General features: G+C 54.4%; 22 protein-coding genes. 8 read left to right on the forward strand and 14 right to left on the reverse strand.

Annotated features, from left to right (window positions below; translation table 11 throughout):
- Positions 1-8: 8 nt before the first annotated feature.
- Positions 9-1,322 carry a glycerate kinase type-2 family protein gene (locus TMES_RS07940; protein ID WP_085581291.1) on the reverse strand — a complete coding sequence of 438 codons (1,314 nt, stop codon included), beginning with the start codon at positions 1,320-1,322 and terminating at the stop codon, positions 9-11.
- A 74-nt stretch (positions 1,323-1,396) separates the two neighbouring features.
- On the reverse strand, positions 1,397-2,161 hold the full coding sequence (locus TMES_RS07945) for a FadR/GntR family transcriptional regulator (RefSeq protein WP_085581293.1): 765 nt from the start codon (positions 2,159-2,161) through the stop codon (positions 1,397-1,399).
- 218 nt (positions 2,162-2,379) lie between these two features.
- Here TMES_RS07945 and TMES_RS07950 point away from each other — a divergent pair, with 218 nt between their 5' ends.
- From TMES_RS07950 to TMES_RS07980, 7 genes are all read left to right on the forward strand, one after another.
- Entirely contained in the window at positions 2,380-3,180 is an 801-nt protein-coding gene (locus TMES_RS07950; protein ID WP_085581295.1) for an N-formylglutamate amidohydrolase, read from the forward strand.
- A gap of 10 nt (positions 3,181-3,190) precedes the next feature.
- Positions 3,191-4,351, forward strand: a complete 1,161-nt coding sequence (locus tag TMES_RS07955; protein WP_245835326.1) for a carboxylate-amine ligase — start codon at positions 3,191-3,193, stop codon at positions 4,349-4,351.
- A gap of 139 nt (positions 4,352-4,490) precedes the next feature.
- Positions 4,491-4,736 carry a DUF2312 domain-containing protein gene (locus TMES_RS07960; RefSeq protein WP_085581299.1) on the forward strand — a complete coding sequence of 82 codons (246 nt, stop codon included), beginning with the start codon at positions 4,491-4,493 and terminating at the stop codon, positions 4,734-4,736.
- Positions 4,737-4,875: 139 nt separating this feature from the next.
- A complete protein-coding gene (locus TMES_RS23475) occupies positions 4,876-5,166 on the forward strand; it encodes a type II toxin-antitoxin system PemK/MazF family toxin (protein ID WP_425444048.1) in 291 nt (96 codons plus the stop codon).
- A gap of 199 nt (positions 5,167-5,365) precedes the next feature.
- Positions 5,366-5,809, forward strand: a complete 444-nt coding sequence (locus TMES_RS07970) for an MmcB family DNA repair protein (RefSeq protein WP_085582033.1) — start codon at positions 5,366-5,368, stop codon at positions 5,807-5,809.
- 114 nt (positions 5,810-5,923) lie between these two features.
- Positions 5,924-6,202 carry a type II toxin-antitoxin system RelE/ParE family toxin gene (locus TMES_RS07975; protein WP_085581301.1) on the forward strand — a complete coding sequence of 93 codons (279 nt, stop codon included), beginning with the start codon at positions 5,924-5,926 and terminating at the stop codon, positions 6,200-6,202.
- Positions 6,202-6,495, forward strand: a complete 294-nt coding sequence (locus tag TMES_RS07980; RefSeq protein WP_085581303.1) for a HigA family addiction module antitoxin — start codon at positions 6,202-6,204, stop codon at positions 6,493-6,495. Before TMES_RS07975 ends, TMES_RS07980 begins: the two co-directional genes overlap by 1 nt.
- Before the next feature lie 178 nt (positions 6,496-6,673).
- Here TMES_RS07980 and TMES_RS07985 read toward each other — a convergent pair whose 3' ends face one another.
- Entirely contained in the window at positions 6,674-10,156 is a 3,483-nt protein-coding gene (locus tag TMES_RS07985; protein WP_085581305.1) for an indolepyruvate ferredoxin oxidoreductase family protein, read from the reverse strand.
- Positions 10,157-10,511: 355 nt separating this feature from the next.
- Here TMES_RS07985 and TMES_RS07990 point away from each other — a divergent pair, with 355 nt between their 5' ends.
- Entirely contained in the window at positions 10,512-10,964 is a 453-nt protein-coding gene (locus TMES_RS07990; RefSeq protein WP_085581307.1) for a VOC family protein, read from the forward strand.
- 21 nt (positions 10,965-10,985) lie between these two features.
- Here TMES_RS07990 and TMES_RS07995 read toward each other — a convergent pair whose 3' ends face one another.
- From TMES_RS07995 to TMES_RS08045, 11 genes are all read right to left on the reverse strand, one after another.
- On the reverse strand, positions 10,986-12,176 hold the full coding sequence (locus TMES_RS07995; RefSeq protein WP_085581309.1) for a benzoate/H(+) symporter BenE family transporter: 1,191 nt from the start codon (positions 12,174-12,176) through the stop codon (positions 10,986-10,988).
- Positions 12,177-12,330: 154 nt separating this feature from the next.
- Positions 12,331-12,885 carry a hypothetical protein gene (locus tag TMES_RS08000; protein ID WP_085581311.1) on the reverse strand — a complete coding sequence of 185 codons (555 nt, stop codon included), beginning with the start codon at positions 12,883-12,885 and terminating at the stop codon, positions 12,331-12,333.
- Positions 12,886-13,100: 215 nt separating this feature from the next.
- A complete protein-coding gene (locus TMES_RS08005; protein WP_085581313.1) occupies positions 13,101-14,264 on the reverse strand; it encodes a peptidoglycan -binding protein in 1,164 nt (387 codons plus the stop codon).
- Between the two features lie 4 nt (positions 14,265-14,268).
- Positions 14,269-15,456, reverse strand: a complete 1,188-nt coding sequence (locus tag TMES_RS08010; RefSeq protein ID WP_085581315.1) for a flagellar motor protein MotA — start codon at positions 15,454-15,456, stop codon at positions 14,269-14,271.
- Between the two features lie 12 nt (positions 15,457-15,468).
- Positions 15,469-16,998 carry an OmpA family protein gene (locus tag TMES_RS08015; protein WP_085581316.1) on the reverse strand — a complete coding sequence of 510 codons (1,530 nt, stop codon included), beginning with the start codon at positions 16,996-16,998 and terminating at the stop codon, positions 15,469-15,471.
- A 240-nt stretch (positions 16,999-17,238) separates the two neighbouring features.
- Positions 17,239-18,048 (reverse strand): inositol monophosphatase family protein, encoded by an 810-nt coding sequence (locus TMES_RS08020; RefSeq protein ID WP_245835256.1) that lies wholly within the window; start codon positions 18,046-18,048, stop codon positions 17,239-17,241.
- 54 nt (positions 18,049-18,102) lie between these two features.
- Positions 18,103-18,669, reverse strand: a complete 567-nt coding sequence (efp, locus tag TMES_RS08025; RefSeq protein WP_085581318.1) for an elongation factor P — start codon at positions 18,667-18,669, stop codon at positions 18,103-18,105.
- 274 nt (positions 18,670-18,943) lie between these two features.
- Positions 18,944-20,203, reverse strand: a complete 1,260-nt coding sequence (locus TMES_RS08030) for a YbfB/YjiJ family MFS transporter (RefSeq protein ID WP_085581320.1) — start codon at positions 20,201-20,203, stop codon at positions 18,944-18,946.
- A gap of 89 nt (positions 20,204-20,292) precedes the next feature.
- Complete coding sequence (locus TMES_RS08035; protein WP_085581322.1) at positions 20,293-21,231, reverse strand: LysR family transcriptional regulator; 939 nt, start codon at positions 21,229-21,231, stop codon at positions 20,293-20,295.
- 96 nt (positions 21,232-21,327) lie between these two features.
- The gene (thiE, locus tag TMES_RS08040) at positions 21,328-21,993 is read right to left on the reverse strand and encodes a thiamine phosphate synthase (protein ID WP_143589584.1); all 666 of its coding nucleotides are present in this window, start codon (positions 21,991-21,993) and stop codon (positions 21,328-21,330) included.
- A gap of 60 nt (positions 21,994-22,053) precedes the next feature.
- Positions 22,054-22,527 carry a hypothetical protein gene (locus TMES_RS08045; protein ID WP_085581323.1) on the reverse strand — a complete coding sequence of 158 codons (474 nt, stop codon included), beginning with the start codon at positions 22,525-22,527 and terminating at the stop codon, positions 22,054-22,056.
- Positions 22,528-22,612 lie beyond the last annotated feature (85 nt).

A 22,612-nucleotide genomic window follows, 5' to 3' on the forward strand; every position in this document is an offset into this window, starting at 1 on the left:
CATGAGCGTTAGAAAATCAGAATGGCGCGAAAATCGTTTACATTGGTCAGGGTTGGGCCGGTAACAATCAGATCATTCAGTTTTTCAAACGCGCTATAGGCATCGTTGCGATCAAGATAATCGGCCAGATCAATTTGCCGGGTTTGGGCCTTGGTCCAGCTTTCACCATCCATGATGGCCCCGGCGTTATCTTCGCTGCCATCAATGCCGTCGGTGTCAATGGCAAGGGCGGCAAAGCCCGCCTCGTCGCGCAATTGCAATAACAGCGACAACATAAATTCGGCATTGCGCCCGCCACGGCCACCGTCGCCACGTACCGTTACCGTTGTTTCCCCGCCCGAAAGCAACACACAGGGTTTGGGTGCCGGTTGCCCATGTTGGGCAACTTGGCGGGCGATGCCAGCGTGCATTTTGGCAATCTCGCGCGATTCCCCTTCAATCGCATCGCCCAGAATAACCGGGACCAGCCCCAGTTCTGTCGCGACTTTGGCGGCTGCCAGCAACGAGCCCTGCGGGCGTGACAGCATGATGGTTTTATTGCCGGCAAAGCAGTCATGGTTGGGTTTAAGGGTTTCAAAATCCGGGTCGTTCAGGATTTTTTCGGCCGATGCAGGGAGCGCAATGCCATAGCGTTTGAGAATAGCACGCGCGTCTTTCTGGTGGGTGGGGTCGGCCACAGTCGGGCCGGATGCAATAATCGCCGGGTCATCGCCGGGCACGTCAGACACCAGATAGGTTACCATGCGCGCCTTTGCCCCGGCCAGTGCCAGCCGTCCGCCCTTGATTGCGGAAAGATGTTTGCGCACGCAATTCATTTCCGAAATTGTCGCCCCGCTTTTAAGCAGGGCCTTGCTGATCGCCTGTTTGTCTTCAAGGGTAATGCCCGGTGCAGGCAGGGCCAAAAGGGCCGATCCGCCGCCTGATATCATACAAACAATCAAATCATCGGGCCCGGCTTTGCTGGCAATATCAAAAATGCGCCCGGCGGCTTGTTGCCCGGCGGCGTCGGGCACGGGGTGCGATGCCTCGACAATTTCAATATGGTTGCAGGGGGCTGCGTGGCCATAGCGGGTGACGACCAGCCCGCCCAGCCGGTTTTTAATATCATCCCTGCCATTGGCCGCGATCCAGCATTGCTCGAAACAACGTGCCATATGGGCCGATGCCTTGCCCGCACCAATCACGATGGTTTTGCCGCGCGGCAATTCCGGCATGTTGTGCGGAATTTGCACGGCCGGGTCAGCCGCACGCAGGGCGGCATCCATCAGTTTGTGCAAAATATCGCGGGGCGGTTCGGGCAATCTGGCAGGCTGCAAGGACATGAATATGTCTCCGGTCTGGTCAGGAATGTTAATTGCTGAGACTTCGGCTGTTTGAACATATCGGCTGGGGTGGGTCAGCTTTGCGGCCGGTCTTTGTTGCGTTCGGTCACATGGGCGATTACGGCACCCAAATGGTCATACATAGCCTTTTCGGCGCGGTCCGGGTCGCGCGCGGCGATGGCGTCGATAATGGCCTGATGATGGGCTTGCACCATGTTGTCAAATTGCGGACCGGCAAAAATGTGAAAGCGGATTTCATCAAGGGCGGTTTGCAACACGTCGTGCAGCATTTTCATCAGGTGATAATAAATGATGCTGCCGCTGGCCTTGGCAATCATCATATGCAGGCGGTGGTCATCTGCTGCGCGGTATTTTACCGCGCGCCGTGGGTCATGGGCGCGGGCAAAGGTGTTGCGCAATTCGGCCAGTTGTTCGTCGGTGGCATTTTCGGCGGCGCGCCGCGCGGCCCATGTTTCCAGCGTGCGGCGCAGTTCCATTAAATCCGACAGGTTGGTGATCGACCCGCGCACCAGATCGGTCATCGCGACATCCATTTCGATGCCGGTCGAGGATAAAACCTCGGTCCCTCCACCTTGCACAGCGCGTAAATATCCGCGCGTTTTAAGCTTTTGCAGGGCCGCACGCACCGACACCCGGCTGACATTCATGTCTTCGGCCAGTTGGCGTTCGCCGGGCAGGCGCTCCCCGGGTAAATAGGCTCCGGCGGCAAATTGCGCCAGCAGGGCATCTGCAACCCGGTCGGCAACCCGTTTGGGGCGGCCATCCTCGGTGGTGGCTGTGCTGGTATCGTCGCGGGGCGTGTGCGGCGTTGGCTGCATAGGGAACGGGTTCTCCGTGAACTGGCAGTTAGGATCTGGCTTAATGGTCATACCAGTTTACGTGAAGTTGTGGCGAAAATGAATGATTTGCGTGGCAGATATTCACTGGCTTGCCAGAAACCCTGCAAATTGCTAGGCATTTGAAAGTGATTCCAGACTGTTTGGTCTTTTCCACCGGCCAGGCCTTTCATCTTTGCCCAAATATCAGGAGACTTCGCGTGAGCCACCATCCCGCGCAACTGCTTTGCAGTGATGATCCCGCCCCGTTTGATGTTTTAAATGACCATGGCAAGGGACATGCGCTGTTTGTGTGTGACCACGCTTCACGCGCCATTCCCAAATCTCTTGGCACTCTTGGCCTGCCCGAGAGCGAACGCAAACGCCATATTGGCTGGGATATCGGGGCGCGCAAGGTTACCGAAATTCTGGTGGAGCGGTTTGACTGCCCGGCGGTGCTGGGCGGATTTTCGCGTTTGGTGATTGATTGTAACCGCCAGCTTTGGGACCCGACCGGGATGCCCGAAGTTGCTGACAAAACCGTGGTGCCGGGCAACCAGAATGTGTCGCCTACCGAGCATATGAAGCGGATTACCGAAATTTTCCTGCCCTATCACTGGGCGATCGAAGAACGCATTGCCCGTTTTCATGCCCATAAAATCGCCCCCGCCATTTTGGCCATTCACAGCTTCACCCCGGTTTTTCAGGGCTTTGAACGCCCGTGGGAAATTGGTGTGTTATGGGATGAAGATGCCCGTATTCCAGTGCCGTTGCTTGAAAACCTGCGGGCGCAAAACCCGGACCTGACGATTGGCGATAACGAACCTTATTCCGGGCGCCACATGGCCGATTACACCATTGACCATCACGCCGAGGCCGCCAATTTGCCGTGCGTGTCGATTGAAATTCGTCAGGACCTGATCGATACTGATGCGGGCTGTGAAAAGTGGGCCAAAATTCTGGGCGACGGCTTTGAAAGCATTCTGGCCGATCCGAACCTTTATAAAATCCGGAGAGACTGATTTGCCCGCAATATTGCGCAAGGAACCGGGATTTACCATTGGGATTGAAGAAGAATTCTGGCTGGTTAACCGCGACACGCGTGATGTTGCGACCGACCCGGCAGCCGGTTTTTTAAAGGACTGCAAAGCCGAACTTGGCGACCAGGTGTCGAGCGAGTTTATGCGCTGCCAGGTCGAAATTGGCACCAGGGTGTGCGACAGTGCCGCCGAAGCCCACGACGAACTGACCCGGATGCGCAGTGTCTTGTGCGATGTTGCCGCGCGCCACGATATGGCGTTGCTGGCGGCATCGACCCATCCCTTTGCCCATTGGGACAGCCAGAAACATACCGAGGGCGAACGCTATAGCACCATCGCGCGCGATTTGCGCACGGTGGTGGAACGGTTGCTGATTTGCGGTATGCATGTGCATGTCGGGATCGAGGATAACGATCTTCGCATCGAATTAATGGCGCAGGCGGCCTATTTTTTGCCTCATCTTCTGGCCCTTACCACGTCCTCGCCGTTCTGGCGCGGGCGCGATACCGGGCTTCAAACCTTTCGCCTGTCGGTGTTTGATAATTTACCGCGCACCGGTTTGCCCGAGGTTTTTGGCTCGTGGGCGGAATATCGCCGCCATGTGGACATGTTGATTAATGCCGGTGTGATCGAGGATGGCACCAAACTCTGGTGGGATCTGCGGCCCAGTGATCGTTGGCCGACCCTGGAAATGCGCATTGCCGATGTGTGTACCAATCTGGAAGATGCGGTATGTGTGGCATCCCTGACCCGGTGCATTTTTCGCATGCTTTATCGGTTGCGCCACAATAACCAGCGCTGGCGAATTTATGCCAATATGCTGATCCGCGAAAATCGCTGGCGGGCCTGTCGCTATGGCAGTACGGCGGCGGATAATGGCGGGTTGATCGATTTTGGGCGCGGTGAAATTGTCCCCTACGCCGATTTGCTCGAAGAAATTCTGGAACTTATCCGCCCTGATGCCGAACATTTTGGCTGTGTCGCCGAAGTAGAACATGCGCGTAAAATTTTGCAGCGTGGCACCAGTGCGGATCGTCAGCGCAATGTCTATAATGCGGCAATTGACCGGGGGGTTAGCCCGCGTGATGCCTTGGTCGAAGTGGCCGATTATCTGATCACGGAAACCAGTCCTGTCAGGACAACACCGATTTAACCCGAATGTGGATACCTGAAGGCTTGTCATCAATTGGTGCTTTGGGTATCGTCGCGCCGCATTGAAATTTGCGCTTCGCAACTGAAATTCTGCGCTTCGCACCATGCGCAGCGCCCTGCATATCATCGGAGATCAGAGAATGACCGAAGTCGGAGGAATCGCAGCCGACCAGCTCGTATCCTATGTCGAGCGTATCGAGCGCCTTGAAGAAGAAAAGGCCAACCTGATGGCCGATATTAAAGAAGTTTACGGCGAAGCCAAAGCCCTTGGCTATGACGTGAAAATCCTGCGCCAGATTATCCGCCTGCGTAAAATCGAGGAACATGAACGTTCTGAACAAGAACAGATCCTTGAAGTTTACAAGCGCGCGCTTGGTATGAGCTAACTTTTTGTCTTGATTGAGTGACAGATACAGTATTTTCTTTTTCAAATGATTAGGAAAATACTGTGTCATGTCATCTGGCGAACACGAGAGACCACCAAAAATTGCGCCGAAGGTAAAAGCGGCACCTAAAGTTCGCAACATGTACTGGTGCGACTTTCCCAAGGATGCTCAATTACCAGAATTTTGGAAGCGCAGACCGGTTATCATTTTGTCCTTCCGCAATACCCTTCATGGGGCTGTTACCGTTGTTCCTTGTTCGACGCAAACGCAAAAAGACGCGCGTTCGACATTCCCCTTACGAACCACAATTGACGGAAAAGCAGCGTGGGCAATTTGTGACAAAATCACGACCGTTGCAGTAAGTCGGTTGGTCTCCCAGACAAGAACGGTATGGTTCGGATGCCCGATGATGAATTCAATCAGATGTTAGCTGTGGTTCTCGGATGTTTACCCAAATTTATTGACAATTCGGTCAATTAAGTTATGGTCTTGTTATTACTTGCGGCGCTTTTTAGTGTCCGCCTCCCGCAAGGGAACTATATGTCGGAGGGAATCTTTGGGTTCCCTCCGATCTTTGTTTGAAGGCTGTCTGCCCGCGCTGTTCGAGCGATTTGTTCTCTATGACAAAAATGAAAAAATCCCGCCCTGAAATAACTGCCGAGGTTACCGAAGGTGTGTGCCGGTTGCTGCATCACCATAATATGGCATGCGTCACAGAATTGCGGCTGGGCAATGGCCGCAGGCTCGATGTGTTGGCAATGGGCACAAAGGGCGAATTATGGGCGGTTGAGGTCAAATCATCGGTCGAGGATTTTCGGGTGGACGCCAAATGGCAAAGTTATGGTGACTATTGCGACCGGTTTTTCTTTGCCGTGCCGATGGAATTTCCCCGTGAACTGATACCGGATGATCAGGGGCTTATTATTGCCGACCGGTTTGAAGCGGCCATTATTCGCCCCGCCGAAGAAAGCAGGCTAAATGCGGCGCGTCGCAAAAAGTTGTTAATTGATTTTGGCCGTCTGGCGGCCGGTCGCCTGCGCGGGGATAGCAAAATGGATGTGCTGATTTCATAAAATGCCGATCTTATGTAACGGAATGTATTTTTAGAACAGACACCTTGAGTGAGTTTTTGTTGATGCCCTCAACAAAATATTGCGCAATGCGCATGGCGCAATTAAGCTGTCGCGATGATCAAAAGTTTTGCCCATAAAGGTTTGGAACAATTTTTCACAACGGGCAGTACCGCCGGGGTGCAAGCGAAGCACGCGCTCAAGCTGAGAATGCAACTGGCAGCCCTGCATACTGCGAGCACAATAGATGATATGCGCGCTCCGGGGTGGCGGTTACATCAACTCAAGGGGCAACGGAAAGATACCTGGTCAATTACCGTAAGTGGTAATTGGCGCATTACTTTTCAGTATCAAAATGGTGATGTGTTTATTGTAAATTACGAGGATTATCACTGATGACCATCCACCAATTTAATCCCCCACACCCCGGTGAATTCATTCGGGAAGTGTATTTGGAACCGCTTGGTTTGTCGGCAAATGAAGCTTCGCGCAAGCTTAAGGTACATTCATCGACTTTTGGTCGTCTTATCGGTGGGAAGTCTGATGTGTCCGCCGAGATGGCAGTACGACTGGAAGCTGTATTTGGCCGGTCTGCCGAAAGCTGGTTGGCTATGCAGGATCATTATGATCTTGCACACACGCGCCCGAAGTTAAATCTTTCCGGGCTGGAGCCTGTGCTGTTTGACTAACGAAAGATGCAATTTCGCATGTAGATTTTCTTCTGTGTAAGTTAGGGCGTTACCAAAACTGCGTATTGGGGATGTCGGAAGCGAATTATCGGTCGGCTGGTGATGCCAAATTATAAAACGCCGCAGCAATGAGATGCCGCGGCGTTTTTGCTTGGTCAAATTGTTTCAGGTGCCTGTTTTATTCCGCCGCTTGTAAATGTTCGGGCGGGTTATGGAACTGCTGGCGTAATTCGGCCTCGCGTTCTTTGACCTTGGCAATATTGGCATCCTTGACATGGCCGTAACCGCGAATTTGTTCGGGCAGGGCCAGAAGGGCACCGGCGATGCGGTCATTGTCGGCGTTTAGGCCTGCAATTACCTCGTCCACCAATTGTTCATAATGCGTGATTAAGGCACGTTCGGTTTTACGTTCATGGGTTTTGCCAAACGGGTCCAGTGCCGTGCCGCGCAGGAATTTGAATTTCGCCAACACACCAAAGGCCGACATCATCCACGGCCCGAAAACCTGCTTTTTCAAATGCCCGGTGGTGGCATCGCGATTGGCAAGGGCAGGCGGGGCCAAATGGAATTTTACCTTGTAGTTGCCGGTAAAGTTTTTGCGTAATTTGGCGGTAAAGGTCGGGTCGGTATAAAGACGGGCGACTTCGTATTCGTCCTTATAGGCCAGAAGTTTGAAATAGTATTTCGCAACCGCCTTGGCGATGTGGTCGTGCCCGTCGCCCAGTTTGGTTTCAGCCTGTGCAACCTTGCGAACCAGTGCTTCATAACGGTTGGCATAAGCCGTGTTCTGATAGCCGGTCAGGAAAATTTTGCGTTTGGCGATCATATCTTCAAGGGTGGTGGCAATGGGATGGGCCTGCTTTTCGTTCGGCCCAATCACATCAACAACTTTTTGCGCGTCATGGGCAAACAAACGGCCCCAGTAAAACGACTGCTTGTTCATTTCAATCGCGACACCGTTAAGGTCAATGGCCTGCATCAGGGCTTCTTCGGTAATCGGGATTAGGCCGCGCTGCCAGGCAACGCCGAGCATAAACAGGTTGGTGGCGATGGAATCGCCCATCAACCGGGTGGCAACGTCGCTGCCTTCAACAAAGCTGACGGCATCAGCCCCACAGGCATCGGCGATGGCCTTTTTATGCTCGTTGCTTTTAAGCTCAAAATCGGGGTTGCGGGTAAAGGCGCCGGTGATGGTTTCATGCGTGTTGATCACAGCTTGGGTAAAGTTACGCCGCATTTTGGCAAGGCCTTCAAAGCTGGCAGCCACCAGCAAATCACAGCCCAGCACCACATTGGCTTCACCCGCCGGGATGCGGGCGGCATGCAGTTTTTCCTGATTATCGGCAAAGCGGATATGGCTGACAACAGCCCCGCCTTTTTGTGCCAGACCGGCCATGTCGAGCCCGACAATGCCTTTGCCTTCAATATGGGCGGCCATGCCCAAAAGGGCGCCGATGGTGACAACACCGGTGCCGCCAACCCCGGTGACCAATACCGACCAAGGCTCCGCCAGGGATGGAAGTACCGGTTTGGGCAGGGATGCAAACACGGCATCACCATGTTGGTCACCCTTTGCTGCGGCTTCCGGTTTGCGCAGCGTGCCGCCTTCGATGGTGACAAAACTGGGGCAAAAGCCGTTCAGGCAGGAGAAATCCTTGTTGCACGCCGATTGGTCAATCGCACGCTTGCGGCCAAATTCGGTTTCAACCGGAACAACGGCCAAACAGTTGGATTTCTCGCCGCAATCGCCGCAACCTTCACAGACCAGATCATTGATAAAAACCCGCTTGGGCGGATCAACCATCAGCTTGCGTTTGCGGCGACGGCGTTTTTCGGCCGCACAGGTTTGATCAAATATCAGGATCGAGGTGCCAGGAACCTCGCGTAGTTCCTTTTGCGTTTCGTCAAGCGTATCGCGGTGGCGAATATCAACACCCGGTGCAAAATGGGCATCAATCGGGTATTTATCAGGCTCGTCGGACAAAACGACGATGCGGGTTACCCCTTCATCCGCCATTTGCCGGGTAATTTGCGGCACACTGATCGGCCCGTCTACCGGCTGGCCACCGGTCATGGCAACCGCGTCGTTAAACAGGATTTTATAGGTAATATTCACACCCGATGCGACGGCGGCACGAATGGCAAGCGAGCCTGAGTGATAATAGGTGCCATCGCCCAGATTTTGAAAAACGTGTTTTGTGGTGGTGAACGGTGCCTGACCAATCCATGTCGCCCCTTCACCGCCCATATGGGTAAAGGTTTCGGTCGAACGGTCCATCCAGTTAACCATGTAATGGCAGCCAATACCGGCCATGGCACGGCTGCCTTCGGGGACTTTGGTGGAACTGTTATGCGGGCAGCCGGGGCAAAACCACGGAATACGTGCAACCTCGGGCCGGGGTTCGGCAATTTCGCGTTCTTTTTGCGCCAGCCATTCAATGCGTTCATGAATTTCGGGGCTGTCAAAAAAGCGGTTGATGCGCGCGGCCAATACTTGCGCGATGCGGGCCGGGGTTAGCTCGTCCATCGATGGCAGGTTCCAGTTACCCTGTTCGTCAAACTTGCCAATCACGGTCGGGCGCACATCTTCGCGCCAGTTATAAAGCTGTTCTTTAACCTGATTTTCCATCACCGCGCGTTTTTCTTCGACAACGATGATTTCTTCCAATCCTTGGGCAAATTCGCGCACGTCATCGCGGTTAAGCGGCCAGCTCATGCCAACTTTTAACACGCGTATGCCGATATTGGCGGCGTCGGTTTCAGAAATGCCCAAATCGTCAAACGCCTGCATGACATCAAGATAGGCCTTGCCGGTGGTGATAATACCCAGGCGCGGGGTTGGGCTGTCGATCACAATGCGGTTTAGCTTGTTGGCGCGCGCATAGGCCAGTGCGGCATAAAGCTTGTATTTCATCAGGCGCTGTTCCTGGTCCTTTGGCGTATCGGGCCAACGAATGTGAACACCGCCATCTGGCAAGGCAAAATCGGGGGTAACAGGGGTAACGCGGTCGGGGGCGACATCTACTGCAGCCGAACTTTCAACGGTTTCGGCAATGGTTTTCATGGCAACCCAGCAGCCGGAATAGCGGCTCATGGCCCAGCCATGCAGGCCAAAATCGATAATATCCTGCACGCCCGACGGGTTTAAAACCGGAATTTGCGCATCGATAAAGGCATATTCGGTCTGATGGGGCAGGGTCGATGATTTGCACGAATGATCATCCCCTGCCAGCACAAGCACACCGCCATTTTTAGACGTACCGGCATAGTTGGCATGTTTAAAAACATCGCCAGACCGGTCAACCCCCGGGCCTTTGCCATACCACAAACCAAAAACGCCATCATATTTGGCATCGGGGTACATATTAACCTGCTGGCTACCCCAGACCACGGTTGCAGCCAGATCTTCGTTAACGCCGGGTTGAAAGTTGATCTGCTGTTTGGTCAGGAATTTCTTTGCCCGCCATAATTGCTGGTCAAATCCGCCCAGCGGCGATCCGCGATAGCCTGAAATACAGCCTGCGGTGTTTAAACCGGCGCGTGCGTCCAATTGCCTTTGCATTAAAGGCAGGCGCACCAGTGCTTGAATACCGGTCAGGTAAATGCGGCCTTCTTCCAGGGTATATTTGTCGTCCAGGGTTACTGCTGCCAACGTTGCCATACTGATGACCTCTCTGGTCTTTCTCTCTTGCGGGAAGCCTCGCGGGTCTTTCGCGTTGTTATTATTTGATGTGGGTCGCACGGATGCGATGCGAAACGCCCGATGTTCAGATAATAATGGTAATGAATGCTGACCTTTTTTCAATTGCTGTCGCATTGCAACGAACAAAACGCCTGATTGCAGGGGTTGACGTTGCGTCAACTTGTTATTTGCTTATTCCGGTACCGATTTGCGCGCAATTTTATTGCGCATCGTGTGCAATGCGAAACGGGGCAGAATATCGAGTCCTTCCTCGAAAGGGCGGCACTTGCCTGTTAAAGTGTGGGGGACGGGTGCTGCCTGACGGAGAAAAACGATGGATCAACGACTAAGCCTGATAACCTTGGCCGTGGCCGACATGGCACGGGCGCGCGGTTTTTATGAAAGCGGCATGGGCTGGAAACCGGTGATGGCGGTGGAAGGCGAGGTGACTTTCTATCAGATGAACGGCCTGATTTTTGGATTGTATAATCGCACAGAAATGGCCAAAGACGGAAAATTTGACGACAACGGCGCACGCTATTGCGGTATGGCGATGGCCTACAACGCGCGTAGCACTGCTGAAGTGGATGCTGTGTTTGCCCGTGCGGCACAGGCCGGGGCGCATATTCAAAAACAGCCGGTGAAAACCGACTGGGGCGGGTATTCGGGATATTTCCTCGACCTTGATGGTCACCCGTGGGAAATCGCCCATAACCCGTTCTGGACCATTACCGACGATGGCCACATGGTAATACCACCTCAACCGGAGGAGCTGGGGGGAGCGTAAGGTTCCGAAGCGTTAGACAGATCAGACGGCGGGTGTTTTACGCTGTCGCAGGTGGGTTAAGGCATAAATCAAGCCACCGGCTATCAGCCCCCAGAACGCACCGGAAATGCCATAAAATGTAAGCCCTGCTGCTGTGACCAGAAACGTCACGGCGGCGGCTTCGCGGTTGTTTTCATCGCGAAAGGCAGCAACGGCGGAGCCTGAAAACGCGCCAATCAGGGCCAGTCCGGCGACGGCTTCAATCAGGATAGCCGGGGCAAGGCTGACCAGCGCGGTGATGATACCAGCCAGCAAACCAAAGATAATATAAAATATTCCGGCGAAAATGGCGGCCCAGTAGCGTTTTTTGGGGTCGGGATGGGCATCTTCGCCTGCACACATGGCGGCGGTAATGGCGGCAAGGTTTACCGCGTGGCCGCCAAACGGGGCCGATAACAGCGAAAAAAAACCGGTGGTGGCAAATAACGGACCGGCGGGCGTGGTGTAATTGTTGACCCGCAAAACAGCCGTGCCGGGAATATTTTGCGATGCCATGGTCACGATGAACAGGGGCAGGGCAATGCCCACCAACCCGGCAAGGGTGAATTTTGGCACCACAAATTCGACCGGTGGCACCAGCGATAAATTCAAACCATCGATGGCCCCGTTTGGAAAACTGACCCCGAAGACCAGCACCAGCACAAAGGCGGCCAAAGCCGCAGGCACGGCAAATAACCGGTTAAACCGGCCCACAATCAGCCATGCCAGCACAATGGGCAGACCCAGCAAGGGGTTAAACGCGACCGCCTTGATCGGAGCCAAACATAAACCCAGCAACACCCCGGCCAGCATGGCATTGGCCAGCGGGGCGGGGATGGCGGCAACAGCCTTGCCCAAAGGTTTCCAGATACCGCAAATAATTATCAGGATGGCGCAAATGATAAAGGCACCAACGGCAACCGGAAAGCCGCCTTCGATAACCCCTGATGTTGCCAGCAGCGCCGCACCTGGCGTCGACCAGGCAATGCTGATCGGCATGCGGGTTTTAAGTGACAGGACAATGGCGCATAAACCCATCGAGATCGAAAGCGCCATCAGGCCCGATGCCGCCTGAAACGGCGTGGCCCCAACGGCGTTCAACCCCTGAAGAACCACAGCAAACGAACTGGCAGCACCGACAAATGCGGCCAGAAAACCCATAAAAAAGTTCTGGGCAGAAATATCGCGCAGCATCGGCAGGCTCCAGCAGGGCAGGGATCAAAAAGAAGCGTAAAGCTAGCCAATGTTTTGTTTTATATCTACAAAAACTGTTGTTTGCGGGGTGCTGGTGTGACGATATCAGGTGATACCTGTTTGGGCCAGGTATGGCTATTCGGGCAGGGCGGTACTAACCCGGGTTATAGGCAAAAATGTCGCCTTGGCAATATTTGGCAAGAATGCTGCGCGCCTGTTGTTCGCGGGCGTCGTCGTTGCTTCGTATCGCAAGCAATAATCCACCGTCTTCCAGCTTTTTCTGAACTTTGTCGGAATGCTGTTTACCAAACAGTTTGGCAAAAACCCCGCCAATAGCCGCCCCGGCACCACCCGCGCCGATGATGGCGGCGATGGTTGCGACCATTGGGCCGCCTGCGGCCACCATAACCCCCGCAGTAGTAAAAGCGGCAACATACATCGGGGCACCAATAATGGCACCGTGCGCATCGCCCATTGGATCGGGGGATGTATAGGTTATGCGCGGGGGGGCCGGGTCATTTTCAAGGTCTTCCGTTTTGCGGTAAATATGGCCCAGCTTTTGATCGATGGTCAGTTCATTGGCGATCAAGGTCATTTCCGATCGATTGAATCCGGCTGTCTGGAGTTCGGTTACCGCCTTGTGCATGGTGTCCGCCGTGTCGAAAACACCCATAATCTGCCGGTGACTTTTTTCATGCGAATGGGTCATAGACGCCTCCTGTCGTGGTTTTTATATCAACGCTTCGGGCACGAAACATGCGGCAAGGGTGAATAGTGCCAAAACACATGAGACAGGATGAAGTTCCGCCGCGGCATAATATGACAGCGGTTTCGCTGCGATGAGGGACCAAAACGGGCTGGATGGCAAAAAGCGCCCGACAAATGAATGCCGGGCGCTTTTAAATTTTAACCGTGAAGCCGGATTTATCGTTCGGTAATTTTAAATTCGATCCGCCGGTTCCGGCGATAGGCTATTTCGTCGTCGCGGTTATCAATCGGTTGATATTCGCCAAAGCCTGCCGCCACCAGACGGCGCGGTGGTACACCCTGATCGATCATAAATTTAACCACCGAAATCGCCCGGGCCGCGGACAGCTCCCAGTTTGATTTAAAATCGTTATTGCGGATCGGAACCTTGTCGGTATGGCCGTCCACCCGCATGACCCAGTCAATATCGTCGGGAATTTCGGTTGAGATCTGTTTCAGGGTATCGGCCAGTTTTGCCAGTTGGACCTTGCCTTCATCGCCGATATCAGCCGAGCCGGAGCCGAACAGAACCTCGGACTGGAAGACAAAGCGGTCACCCACGACGTGGATATTTTGCCGGTCGCCCAGAACCTGACGCAGACGACCAAAAAACTCGGACCGGTAACGCTGCAGCTCGGCAACCTTCGAGGCCAGTGCCGCATTCAAACGTTGCCCGAGATTAACAATCTGTGCGTCTTTGTCCTTGCTGTCTGCTTCGGAAATTTCCAAGGCATCCTGCAATTTTGAAAGCTGCTGGCGCACGGCGAGCAATTGCTGGTTCAAAGCTGCAACCTGTGCGCGGGCAGACTCGCTGATGTCTTTCTGATCATCAAGGTCGCTTGCGCGTTGCGCCAGAAGTTTCGCCAGTTCATCAATCCGTGATTTCTGGTCCTGCCGGGTTTCGTCGGCTTTTTCTTCCAGCTTGGCCAGATCGGCTTTTTTGTCTTCGAGCGCAGCAAGTGCCGCCAACAGTTTCTTTTCCTGTTCGGCGGCCGACATTTGGGCCGATGACAGTTTGTCAGCCAAGCCTGAAACCCGGCTTTTCAACGCATCACGATCATCGCTGGTGGTTGAAAGCTCGGTTGTTAACTGGGTCAGTTCAAGCTGCATTTCCTGATTGTTGTTGCGTTCAAGCGACAACAGGTTTGTCAGTTCGTTGACCTGGGACGTTAAATCGCTCAGGGCTTTATCACGGCCAGACAGGGCCGCGCCCAGATAAACCTGCGCGACAACAAAGATCATCAGCAAAAAGATGATCACCATCAAAAGCGTTGCCAGGGCGTCGACAAAACCTGGCCATGTATTTACATCGCGACTGCGACGGCGAGATAAGCCGGCCATGGGGTTAACCCTCCTCGGCGATCGCGGCGATGGTCCGTGCCAGAAGTTTTATTTCGCTGCGAATTTCCTGGGTTTGCTGCTGGCGACCCATTGTCAATTCGTCGGCGACGCGACCAACCTGATTGTCGAGCGAGCGAATATGGGCACGGGTATTGTCATCAATACCAAAGCTGCCGCCCTTCATCGAATCGGATAACTGATCCAGGACCGGTTTGAGGTGCATCTGGCTTTCCGCCAGCTTGACCATCAATTGCTGTTCGGCCTTCATCTGGTCGGTCAGGGTCGAAAGTTTGTCGGCCAGATCGATCAGGGTGTTGTGCGATTTGATTTGTGAAGACTCGGATCGCTGGATCGAGTTTTGCAACCCTTCCATATTGTCGGCCATCTGTTCGATCAGGGCTGACAGATAAGCCGGAACCGACTGTTCACTATCGGAAAGCGGGCCGCCCGAGGAAACACGGGTGAAGCTCGACAGCCATTCTTCAAGTTCGTTAAAGAAACGGTTCTGTGCCTGACCGGCCTGCATGTCGAGAAGACCCAGGGCCAGCGAACCCGCCAGACCAAACAGCGATGACGAAAACGCCGTGCCCATGCCGTTAAGCGGCTTTGCAAGGCCTTCTTTAAGCTGGCCAAACCAAAGTTCCATATTGCCACCGCCGCCGCCAACATTAACGTTGCCAATCACGTCGGCAACCGAGTTAACGGTTTGCAGCAAACCCCAGAACGTTCCCAGCAGGCCCAAAAACACCAGCAGGCTGACAACATAGCGCGACAGTTCGCGGCTTTCATCAAGCCGCGAACGAACCGAGTCGAGGATGGTGCTGGTGGCAAGAGTTGAAAGCTGTGGCCGGTCGCGGCGCTGTTCATGCATCATGCGCGCCATTGGTGCCAGCAGTTTCGGGGTTTCTTGCGCGCTCAGTCCGGGGCGGTTACGGCGGAAGTCTTCAATCCAGGCCACTTCCGGGTTCAGGCTGAATGCCATGCGGAAGGTATAAACAACGCCGATAATAAACACGCCAATGATCAGCCCGTTCAGCACGGCACTGGCCAGAAAGGCCCCGGACAGGGTCGGATATAACAGGGCTGCGATGGCGACGATCACGGCTGTAAAGATCCCCATCCGTGTCAGATAGGCGCCAGGTTTGGTAATGACCGGAATGCTGGCCGCGCCGTTGGACGCATTGTTGCTCATGACAGATAAATCCTAGCGTTGAACAGTTTTAACATCGACGCGATCAGCCGGGCCGGAGGGGACATTGGCACCAAGTGCGCGGACATCAATCCGGGTGGATCGAACACCGCCGTCGATCAGATAGGAACGGACTTGCAGGGCACGCGACAGCGAAAGACGGCGGGCTTTGCTGGCATTTTGGGATTCGCCCGCGGCATAGGCCTGAAGTTGAACACGCAAATCGTCGTTTTTCGTCAGCGTCCCGACAATGGTATCAAGGCGTTTTTTGACATTATTGTCGAGTTCAAAGCTGTTTTCGGCAAAGGGCAAGCTGTAATCACCGCTCGCAACCGAAGCATTTTTGGCATCCCCCATTGCCAGTGATGCCGGCGCCGACGCGGTTTCACGCGGCTGCAATCGGGATTGTGGCTGTGGGGCAGGTTGCGGCTGGGCCTTTTGTGCCGCCGGTTTGGGGGCCGGTGGCTTGGGGATCACCTGTGATTTCTGATCCGGCATTTTTTGCGGTGGTGTTGTGGTGTCGGGGGTGGGGCCAGGCAATGTCGGAACGGCATTGTCTTTTTGCAGTGGCTCGGGCGACAAGGACGGGTTGTCTTGCGGTTTTGTCGCCGGTTTGGGGATGTTTTTATCGGGCAGCGGCACCGATTTAACCGGCGGCACCGCCATTTTGTTTTTCGGCGCTTCACGCGGTGTATCAAGGTGCGGTGCGGTAATTTTTGGTGCCACCGGGTTTGCGGGTTTGGTGTCGTTATAAGCGACCTGTACCACTTTGACCGGGGCCGCGACCGGGCTTGCGACAGGTGTTGTCATCGGGGCTGTTTGGGGGGCGGGCGCCTGTGATGTCGCTGAACTGTCGGTCGTGCTGGCAGGTTCGACAGGTTTTGCACGCGGGCTTTCGTCAAGCTGACGGGCTGCCAGGGCAGGGGCAGGCGCGGATGCCGGAGCGGGTTGTATCAGGTGAATAACCTGATGGGCGCCGTCATCGTCGATATCGGAATGAAGGGTGCCGCCCAGATTGCCTGTCGCGCGCGCCGGGGTGATTTGTTCAACAGCCGGGCGGGACGGAAATGATACCGGGGCGCGCAACTGTACCCTGTCACCGGGCGGGTGCAAAATAACGCCAGGTTCCCGGTTTTGTGGTTCGGTGCCGGGCACAATCCCGGCACCATCGATAACCACCGTTTCAAGATCGGCGGTGTCGTTGTTGCTGCTGAATGTGCTTTGCGTGCCGAATCGGCTGTGATCGACGGGCGGTGTCAACAGCAACTGCGGTGCCATAAAGCGCGATTTAGGCGGGCTTTGTGGATAGATCAAAAGCTGGCTGGCGATTTTAATGCGCGGATTTGCATCCTGTGTGGATGGTGAAAGGTTTTGCGCCCCGGTTTGCCCGTTGCCAAGCTGGTCAAGAACGCCCCAGTCAACCTGGACATTGCTGCCCGGTAAAACCGGGGAAAACTGCCGGGCGCTGGCGCCATTACTGGCCACCATCAATGTTCCGAGCGCCGCCGCAAAGGCAATCGCCGAAATCTTTGTATTCCCCTTCATCAATTCGCAGGCCCCTTGTTATCCTGTTTTCTGACCGTTCGCATCAGATGCGCTTTTTGTGACGATCTTACGGCACTGCGTGTGCCACCCCTGTTCCGCCCAAGGTCTTCCCTCCCGGGCGGTTCTTTGGCACCATAACTTACCCTATTGGTGCCGACAACCGGTTTGACCTGAACGCAAAAAAGGCATCCACAACAATTTGTGAATGCCTTTGTGCGTTTTGTCAAAAACAGTCCCGAATTATTCGGAAACCGCCTTTTTCAATGTTTTCGCCAGAACCGGCTGGATCGAATCATTTGCCGCAACCACGCTGCCGGTACCAAGCATGTTGGTGCCGCCATCAATGTCGCGGATATAGCCACCGGCTTCGGTAACCATAAGGATGCCAGCAGCGATATCCCACTGGCTTAAATGTGTTTCCCAGTAACCGTCATAACGGCCTGCGGCAACATAGGCCAGATCCAGCGAGGCCGCGCCGAAACGGCGCACACCCGAGCAACGGTCCATCACAGCGTGAAGCTGTTTTTCAAATACCGCATGATCGCCACGGCCAACATGGGGAACCCCGCATGCCAGCACACAATCGGTCATGCGGCGGCGGCCTGAAACACGCAGGCGGCGGTTATCGAGATACGCGCCAACGCCTTTTTCAGCCCAGAAGAACTCGTCCTTGGCCACGTCATAGATAATACCGGCAATGATTTCGTCACCGCGTTGCAAGGCAACGGAAATGGCAAAATGCGGAATGCCGTGCAAGAAGTTGGTGGTGCCATCAAGCGGGTCAATGATCCAGCGGTGTTCCGGATCGCGGCCGATGATTTCGCCCCCTTCTTCGAGCAAAAAACCGTAGCCGGGGCGGGCCCGTTCCAGTTCTTCGCGCAGGCGTTTTTCGGCACGATGATCTGCCGCCGACACAAAATCGCCGGGGCCTTTCATCGATACCTGAAGATTTTCGACTTCACCGAAGTCGCGCTTGAGTCCATAGGCCGCTTTTTCAACGGCCTTGAACATGACATTGATATTTGCTGAACGACGGGCGGCGCCACGCACGGCTCATCTCCCGGTGTTTGAATGTGTCTGAAAAAAAACGAGCAACGTTAGAGGTTAGTCTTTTGCGCGCTCAAGATAGGTGCTTTCGGCGGTGTTCACGACAATGCGTGTGCCCGATTCAATGTGCGGCGGCACCAGAATGCGGACACCGTTTTCAAGAACGGCCGGTTTATAGGAAGAAGACTGGGTCTGACCCTTGACCACGGCATCGGCTTCCACGATCTGGAAGGTGACATGCTCGGGGATCGTCGCACTGATCGGTTCTTCTTCAAAGGATTCGACGGTAACAACCATCCCATCCTGAAGGAATACCGCAGGTTCGCCAATCAGTTCGGAATTGACTGTGATCTGGTCGAAGGTTTCGCTGTCCATCAGGGTCAGCATGTCGCCTTCAGCAAACAGGAAGGTATAGTCCTTCTGGTCGAGGCGAACACGTTCGACAGTTTCAGACGCACGGAAGCGTTCATTAAGCTTCGTATTGTCCCGCAGGTTTTTCAGTTCAACCTGGTTAAATGCACCGCCTTTGCCAGGCTTTACTGCATTGGTCTTCACTGCGCGCCACAAGCCGCCATTATGTTCAATAATGTTGCCCGGACGGATTTCGTTGCCGTTGATTTTCATGGCACCAACCGTTCTTTCAGATCACAGATTCACAATGTGGAAAAAAGTGGCGTCTAAGTACCAGTTTGTCGGTAGCCTCGCAAGCCTCTTCGTGGCGTGCAAATGCATGCGGCCCCCTGCGTGTTTGCATGGCTGCCCGGTTTTACGACACTGACGTAACGCGATGTGCGTTTGGAAACGGCAGGATTGTTGAAAGATTTCGCGCAGCTTTATCGGGCATCCTGCATCGGGGCAAAGGGCCTGCGCGCCGATACAGAATGACCTTTCATGCCTGTTATTGCGCAGGTTTTGCAATGCGTTGCCCGGATCTTGCGGTAATTTTACGTGTGATCGCGGGGAAACTGAATGTCAGGATCAGGGCGCTAAGGGCCGCCATTCCGGCCATCGCATATATATGATGCGCCTGTGCCGGGCCTTGTGAAAACATCCAGGCAAAAATATAGGCAAAGGCGGCCTGACCAATGGCAAACAAGGTCGTGGCGAAGCTCCAGGCCTGATGTCGCGTCTCGGGATCATCGATCAGTTCGTGGATCCAGCCCAAAATTAGCGAAACCACCCCTGGTACCGTTGCGCCAACGACAAAGGCCGATATTAACAGCAGGGCAGGGTTGTCGCCTATGGCCGGGATAACGGTCATGACCATGTCGACAAGCAACATTCCCGTCAGGGTAACGCGAAACCCGAACCGGTCGCCGAATTTACCAAGTGTGACCGGTCCACACAGCGCGCCGACACCAAATATGGTCCAGCACAAGCTGCCAAATCCGTCGCCCAAATCAAGAATACGCGCCGTATAGTCGACCAAAAACACCATATGAGGCACCAGCGAGATGGCGACCAGCGCATAAACAAGCCCCACCAGCCAAACCGTAAAATGCGGCCATTTGGGTTTTGCCATCGCCTTTGTCGGGGTAGGTGCGGGGGAGCCGGGCGAGGAGTGTGCAGTTTTGGGGGCGGTTTGATCCGCAGGCAGAAAAAACCATGCCGAGGCCATCAGCGTTACGCAAATAATGCCAAGCCCTGCCCACGCCCAGCTTAGGTCATGGCGGATCAATAGCGGGACAATTGTTCCAGAGATGATAATGCCGATGCCGACACCGCTAAAAATCAATCCCATCGCGAAACCGCGTTTTGCAACCGGGACCGATGGCAAAATAGTGGGGGCGGCAAGAACAATTAAAAAACCGCCGCTAATGCCAGATAAAATCCGCCAGGGGAAAAACCACCAGAACGATGCCGGTTGCCAGCAGGCAAAAAAGCTGATGGCGGCAACAAACATGGCCAGGCGCAACGTGCTGCGATTTCCCAAACGTGCGGCAGCAAAGCGTGCACCCGACGCGCCCAGAAGATAACCGGCAAGATTGGCGGCCCCCAGATAGGCAACGGTGCCCGCCGAAAACCAGTGTTGGTGGATCATTGCGGGAATAAGGGCGGAATAGGCAAACCGCGACAGGCCAACCCCGATAAACGAAGTACAAAAACCGGCCCAGATATAAAGCCGGGCATCGGATGAAAGACGGGAAACACTGGGCATCAAGCTGTCCTGATGGTGGGAACTGTTTTGATGCTAGACCGGATATGAATTCAGTAAAAACGAATTATAATGATATCAGTGATCACTATTCAAGATATGACACGCAAAGAAGAATGAACGGCCTGGCGCGGGGCCGGTTGATCGTTGCTGGCGTGGAAATCTTCCCAGTGATCCTGAATGGTTTGGAAAAGGGCCGTGCGCGCACTGGTTTGCAAGGCGTCCTTACGCGAAATAAAAACCGTTTCAACATGGGCGCTACTGGCGGGCAGGGCATGAAGGGAAACAGGGCCGATCCGGTTGATATGGGGCAACAGGGCACGGGGCAACATGGTAATGCCCAGCCCGGCTGAAACGCAGTTTATAACGGTTTCCAGCGTGCCAAATTCCAGTACCGGAACGTTTTTACGCCCAAGGCGTGCCAAAAAGTCTTCCAGCATAAAGCGATACTGGCAACCGGCATTCATCACAACAATGCGCAAGTTGGCATGATCGCATGTCTTGGCAATCGAGGTCATGTCGGGCGGGCCAAAAACAACCAGTTCTTCGGCAAAGCAGGAAGACGTTTTTAAATTCGGATGGTCAACCGGGCCGCAGACAAATGCCCCGTCCAGTCTGTGTTCAAGTACCGACTCAATCAGTGCAGCCGTGGTTTCTGTACGTAAACTCAGGTTTACATCAGGATATTTGTGCAGGAATTTGGCCAGCACCGGCGAAATGCGCAATGCGGCGGTTGTTTCCTGCGAGCCGATTTTAAGCGGGCCGGTCGGCACGCCATCATCAATGGTGGCTTGTCTGGCTTCGCACATTAAATGTGCCAGCCTGTCATAATAAGGCAGCAGCCGTTGCCCGGCAGCGCTAAGTGTGACGCCGCGATGATGGCGTTCAAACAGGGAGGTTCCCAGATTTTCCTCTAGCGCGCGTATCCGTGCCGTAATGTTGGACTGAACGGTATTAAGTTCTTCGCTGGCTTTGCGCATGCTGCCCAGTTTGGCAACGGTGGCAAAGACCTGTAAATCCGAAATATCCATGTCAGAAATGCCTGTTTTTCGGGGGCGTTAACGCAAGTTTGCACAGGACGACCAGACAAAAGATAAGCCGCAATTACGGGCAGGGCAATATGCCTGCTATTCTGCCTGTTCTATGCTTAATTCTTCGCTGGCTTTGGCAATGGCGCGCGCAATGGCAATGGCACCGGCTTCCGGGCCGTTCGGATGGTTCCAGACAGCACCGCTAACGGCAACAAAATCAGCCCCGGCCTTTACCAGCGGTGCCAGATTATCGGCATTGATGCCGCCAATGGCAACGCAGGGAACGGTGGTAAATGTCGCCCAGATCTCGATAATTTCCGGCTCGACCCAGGTGGCGGGCTCTTTGGTGGTGGTGGGGAAAAATGCGCCAAAGGCAACGTAATCGGCCCCTTTGTCGCCCACATCCATCGCCCGATGGCGGCTGTCGTAACACGAAACGCCAACAACATGTTCTTCGCCCATGATCGCGCGCGCCTCGGCATAACTGCCATCTTCGGCACCGATATGCACGCCGTCACAGCCGGTTTTATGGGCCAGATCGGGGCGATCATTTAAAATTAGCGGAATTTCGCGTTTGCTGCAAACCGGCAAAATCTTTTTGACAGCGGCAATAATGCCTTCGTCATTGAGGTCTTTGAGCCGTAATTGAACGCAGGCAACGGCACCGGTATCAAGCACACGGGCCAGCAGGTCCGGGAAGGTTGCCAGATCGATGCTGGGCGGTGTCAGCAGATAAAGACCGGTTTGTTCGTCGCTAATCACGGCTGATATTCCTGTTTGCAGTTACATCGCCTGTTTATCCTGCCCGGACGCAGTTGGCAATCAAAGCTGTGCCAATGTGGTGCGCAGGCGTTTTTCCAGCTCGGGACCGGGCAAAAAATGATCGTCTATATCGTGAAACGGCATCGCACACAAAACCAGCGCATCGTTTGCGCAAGGATCAGATGGGGCAAACACAGTTTGCACCCAGATATGGCACCCTTTTTGCCCGGCGATATCTTGCAAGCTTGCCCGGGCAGCGGGGTTAATGTCGCCGATGATGACATGTTCAATGCCCGATTCCAGCGCCGATAAAGCTTGCCCGGTGTGGGTGCGGCAATCAATCGCACCGCTGATTTGGCAGGCGGGCCAGTCGTTGCGTAATTTTGCCAGCAAGGCGGCAAACCATTTGGCCCCGTGGGTTTCGCCACAATTTTCCGGGCCATGCAGCACAAAAGGTGTGGTGCCCATAATGCGACAGGCCAGGGTTGCGCCGGTAAAGCTGTGAATGCGGATGTGTAGCAGGTTTGGTGTCATGGTGATCTCGTATCAGGCAGAAGGCACCATTATTGCGGTGAGGCGGCAAAATGCCGCCATAAAAAAGGGGCGATCCGAAGATCGC

The organism is Thalassospira mesophila (assembly GCF_002115755.1).
In the GTDB taxonomy this organism is placed as follows: domain Bacteria; phylum Pseudomonadota; class Alphaproteobacteria; order Rhodospirillales; family Thalassospiraceae; genus Thalassospira; species Thalassospira mesophila.

Bases quoted from the DNA above. Each gene is read 5' to 3' on its own strand.
- TMES_RS07940 (WP_085581291.1), bottom strand. From the start codon at position 1,322: ATGTCCTTGCAGCCTGCCAGATTGCCCGAACCGCCCCGCGATATTTTG.
- TMES_RS07945 (WP_085581293.1), bottom strand. From the start codon at position 2,161: ATGCAGCCAACGCCGCACACGCCCCGCGACGATACCAGCACAGCCACC.
- TMES_RS07960 (WP_085581299.1), top strand. From the start codon at position 4,491: ATGACCGAAGTCGGAGGAATCGCAGCCGACCAGCTCGTATCCTATGTC.
- TMES_RS23475 (WP_425444048.1), top strand. From the start codon at position 4,876: ATGTACTGGTGCGACTTTCCCAAGGATGCTCAATTACCAGAATTTTGG.
- TMES_RS07970 (WP_085582033.1), top strand. From the start codon at position 5,366: ATGAAAAAATCCCGCCCTGAAATAACTGCCGAGGTTACCGAAGGTGTG.
- TMES_RS07975 (WP_085581301.1), top strand. From the start codon at position 5,924: ATGATCAAAAGTTTTGCCCATAAAGGTTTGGAACAATTTTTCACAACG.
- TMES_RS07980 (WP_085581303.1), top strand. From the start codon at position 6,202: ATGACCATCCACCAATTTAATCCCCCACACCCCGGTGAATTCATTCGG.
- TMES_RS07985 (WP_085581305.1), bottom strand. From the start codon at position 10,156: ATGGCAACGTTGGCAGCAGTAACCCTGGACGACAAATATACCCTGGAA.
- TMES_RS07990 (WP_085581307.1), top strand. From the start codon at position 10,512: ATGGATCAACGACTAAGCCTGATAACCTTGGCCGTGGCCGACATGGCA.
- TMES_RS07995 (WP_085581309.1), bottom strand. From the start codon at position 12,176: ATGCTGCGCGATATTTCTGCCCAGAACTTTTTTATGGGTTTTCTGGCC.
- TMES_RS08000 (WP_085581311.1), bottom strand. From the start codon at position 12,885: ATGACCCATTCGCATGAAAAAAGTCACCGGCAGATTATGGGTGTTTTC.
- TMES_RS08005 (WP_085581313.1), bottom strand. From the start codon at position 14,264: ATGGCCGGCTTATCTCGCCGTCGCAGTCGCGATGTAAATACATGGCCA.
- TMES_RS08010 (WP_085581315.1), bottom strand. From the start codon at position 15,456: ATGAGCAACAATGCGTCCAACGGCGCGGCCAGCATTCCGGTCATTACC.
- TMES_RS08015 (WP_085581316.1), bottom strand. From the start codon at position 16,998: ATGAAGGGGAATACAAAGATTTCGGCGATTGCCTTTGCGGCGGCGCTC.
- efp (WP_085581318.1), bottom strand. From the start codon at position 18,669: ATGAAAATCAACGGCAACGAAATCCGTCCGGGCAACATTATTGAACAT.
- TMES_RS08030 (WP_085581320.1), bottom strand. From the start codon at position 20,203: ATGCCCAGTGTTTCCCGTCTTTCATCCGATGCCCGGCTTTATATCTGG.
- TMES_RS08035 (WP_085581322.1), bottom strand. From the start codon at position 21,231: ATGGATATTTCGGATTTACAGGTCTTTGCCACCGTTGCCAAACTGGGC.
- TMES_RS08045 (WP_085581323.1), bottom strand. From the start codon at position 22,527: ATGACACCAAACCTGCTACACATCCGCATTCACAGCTTTACCGGCGCA.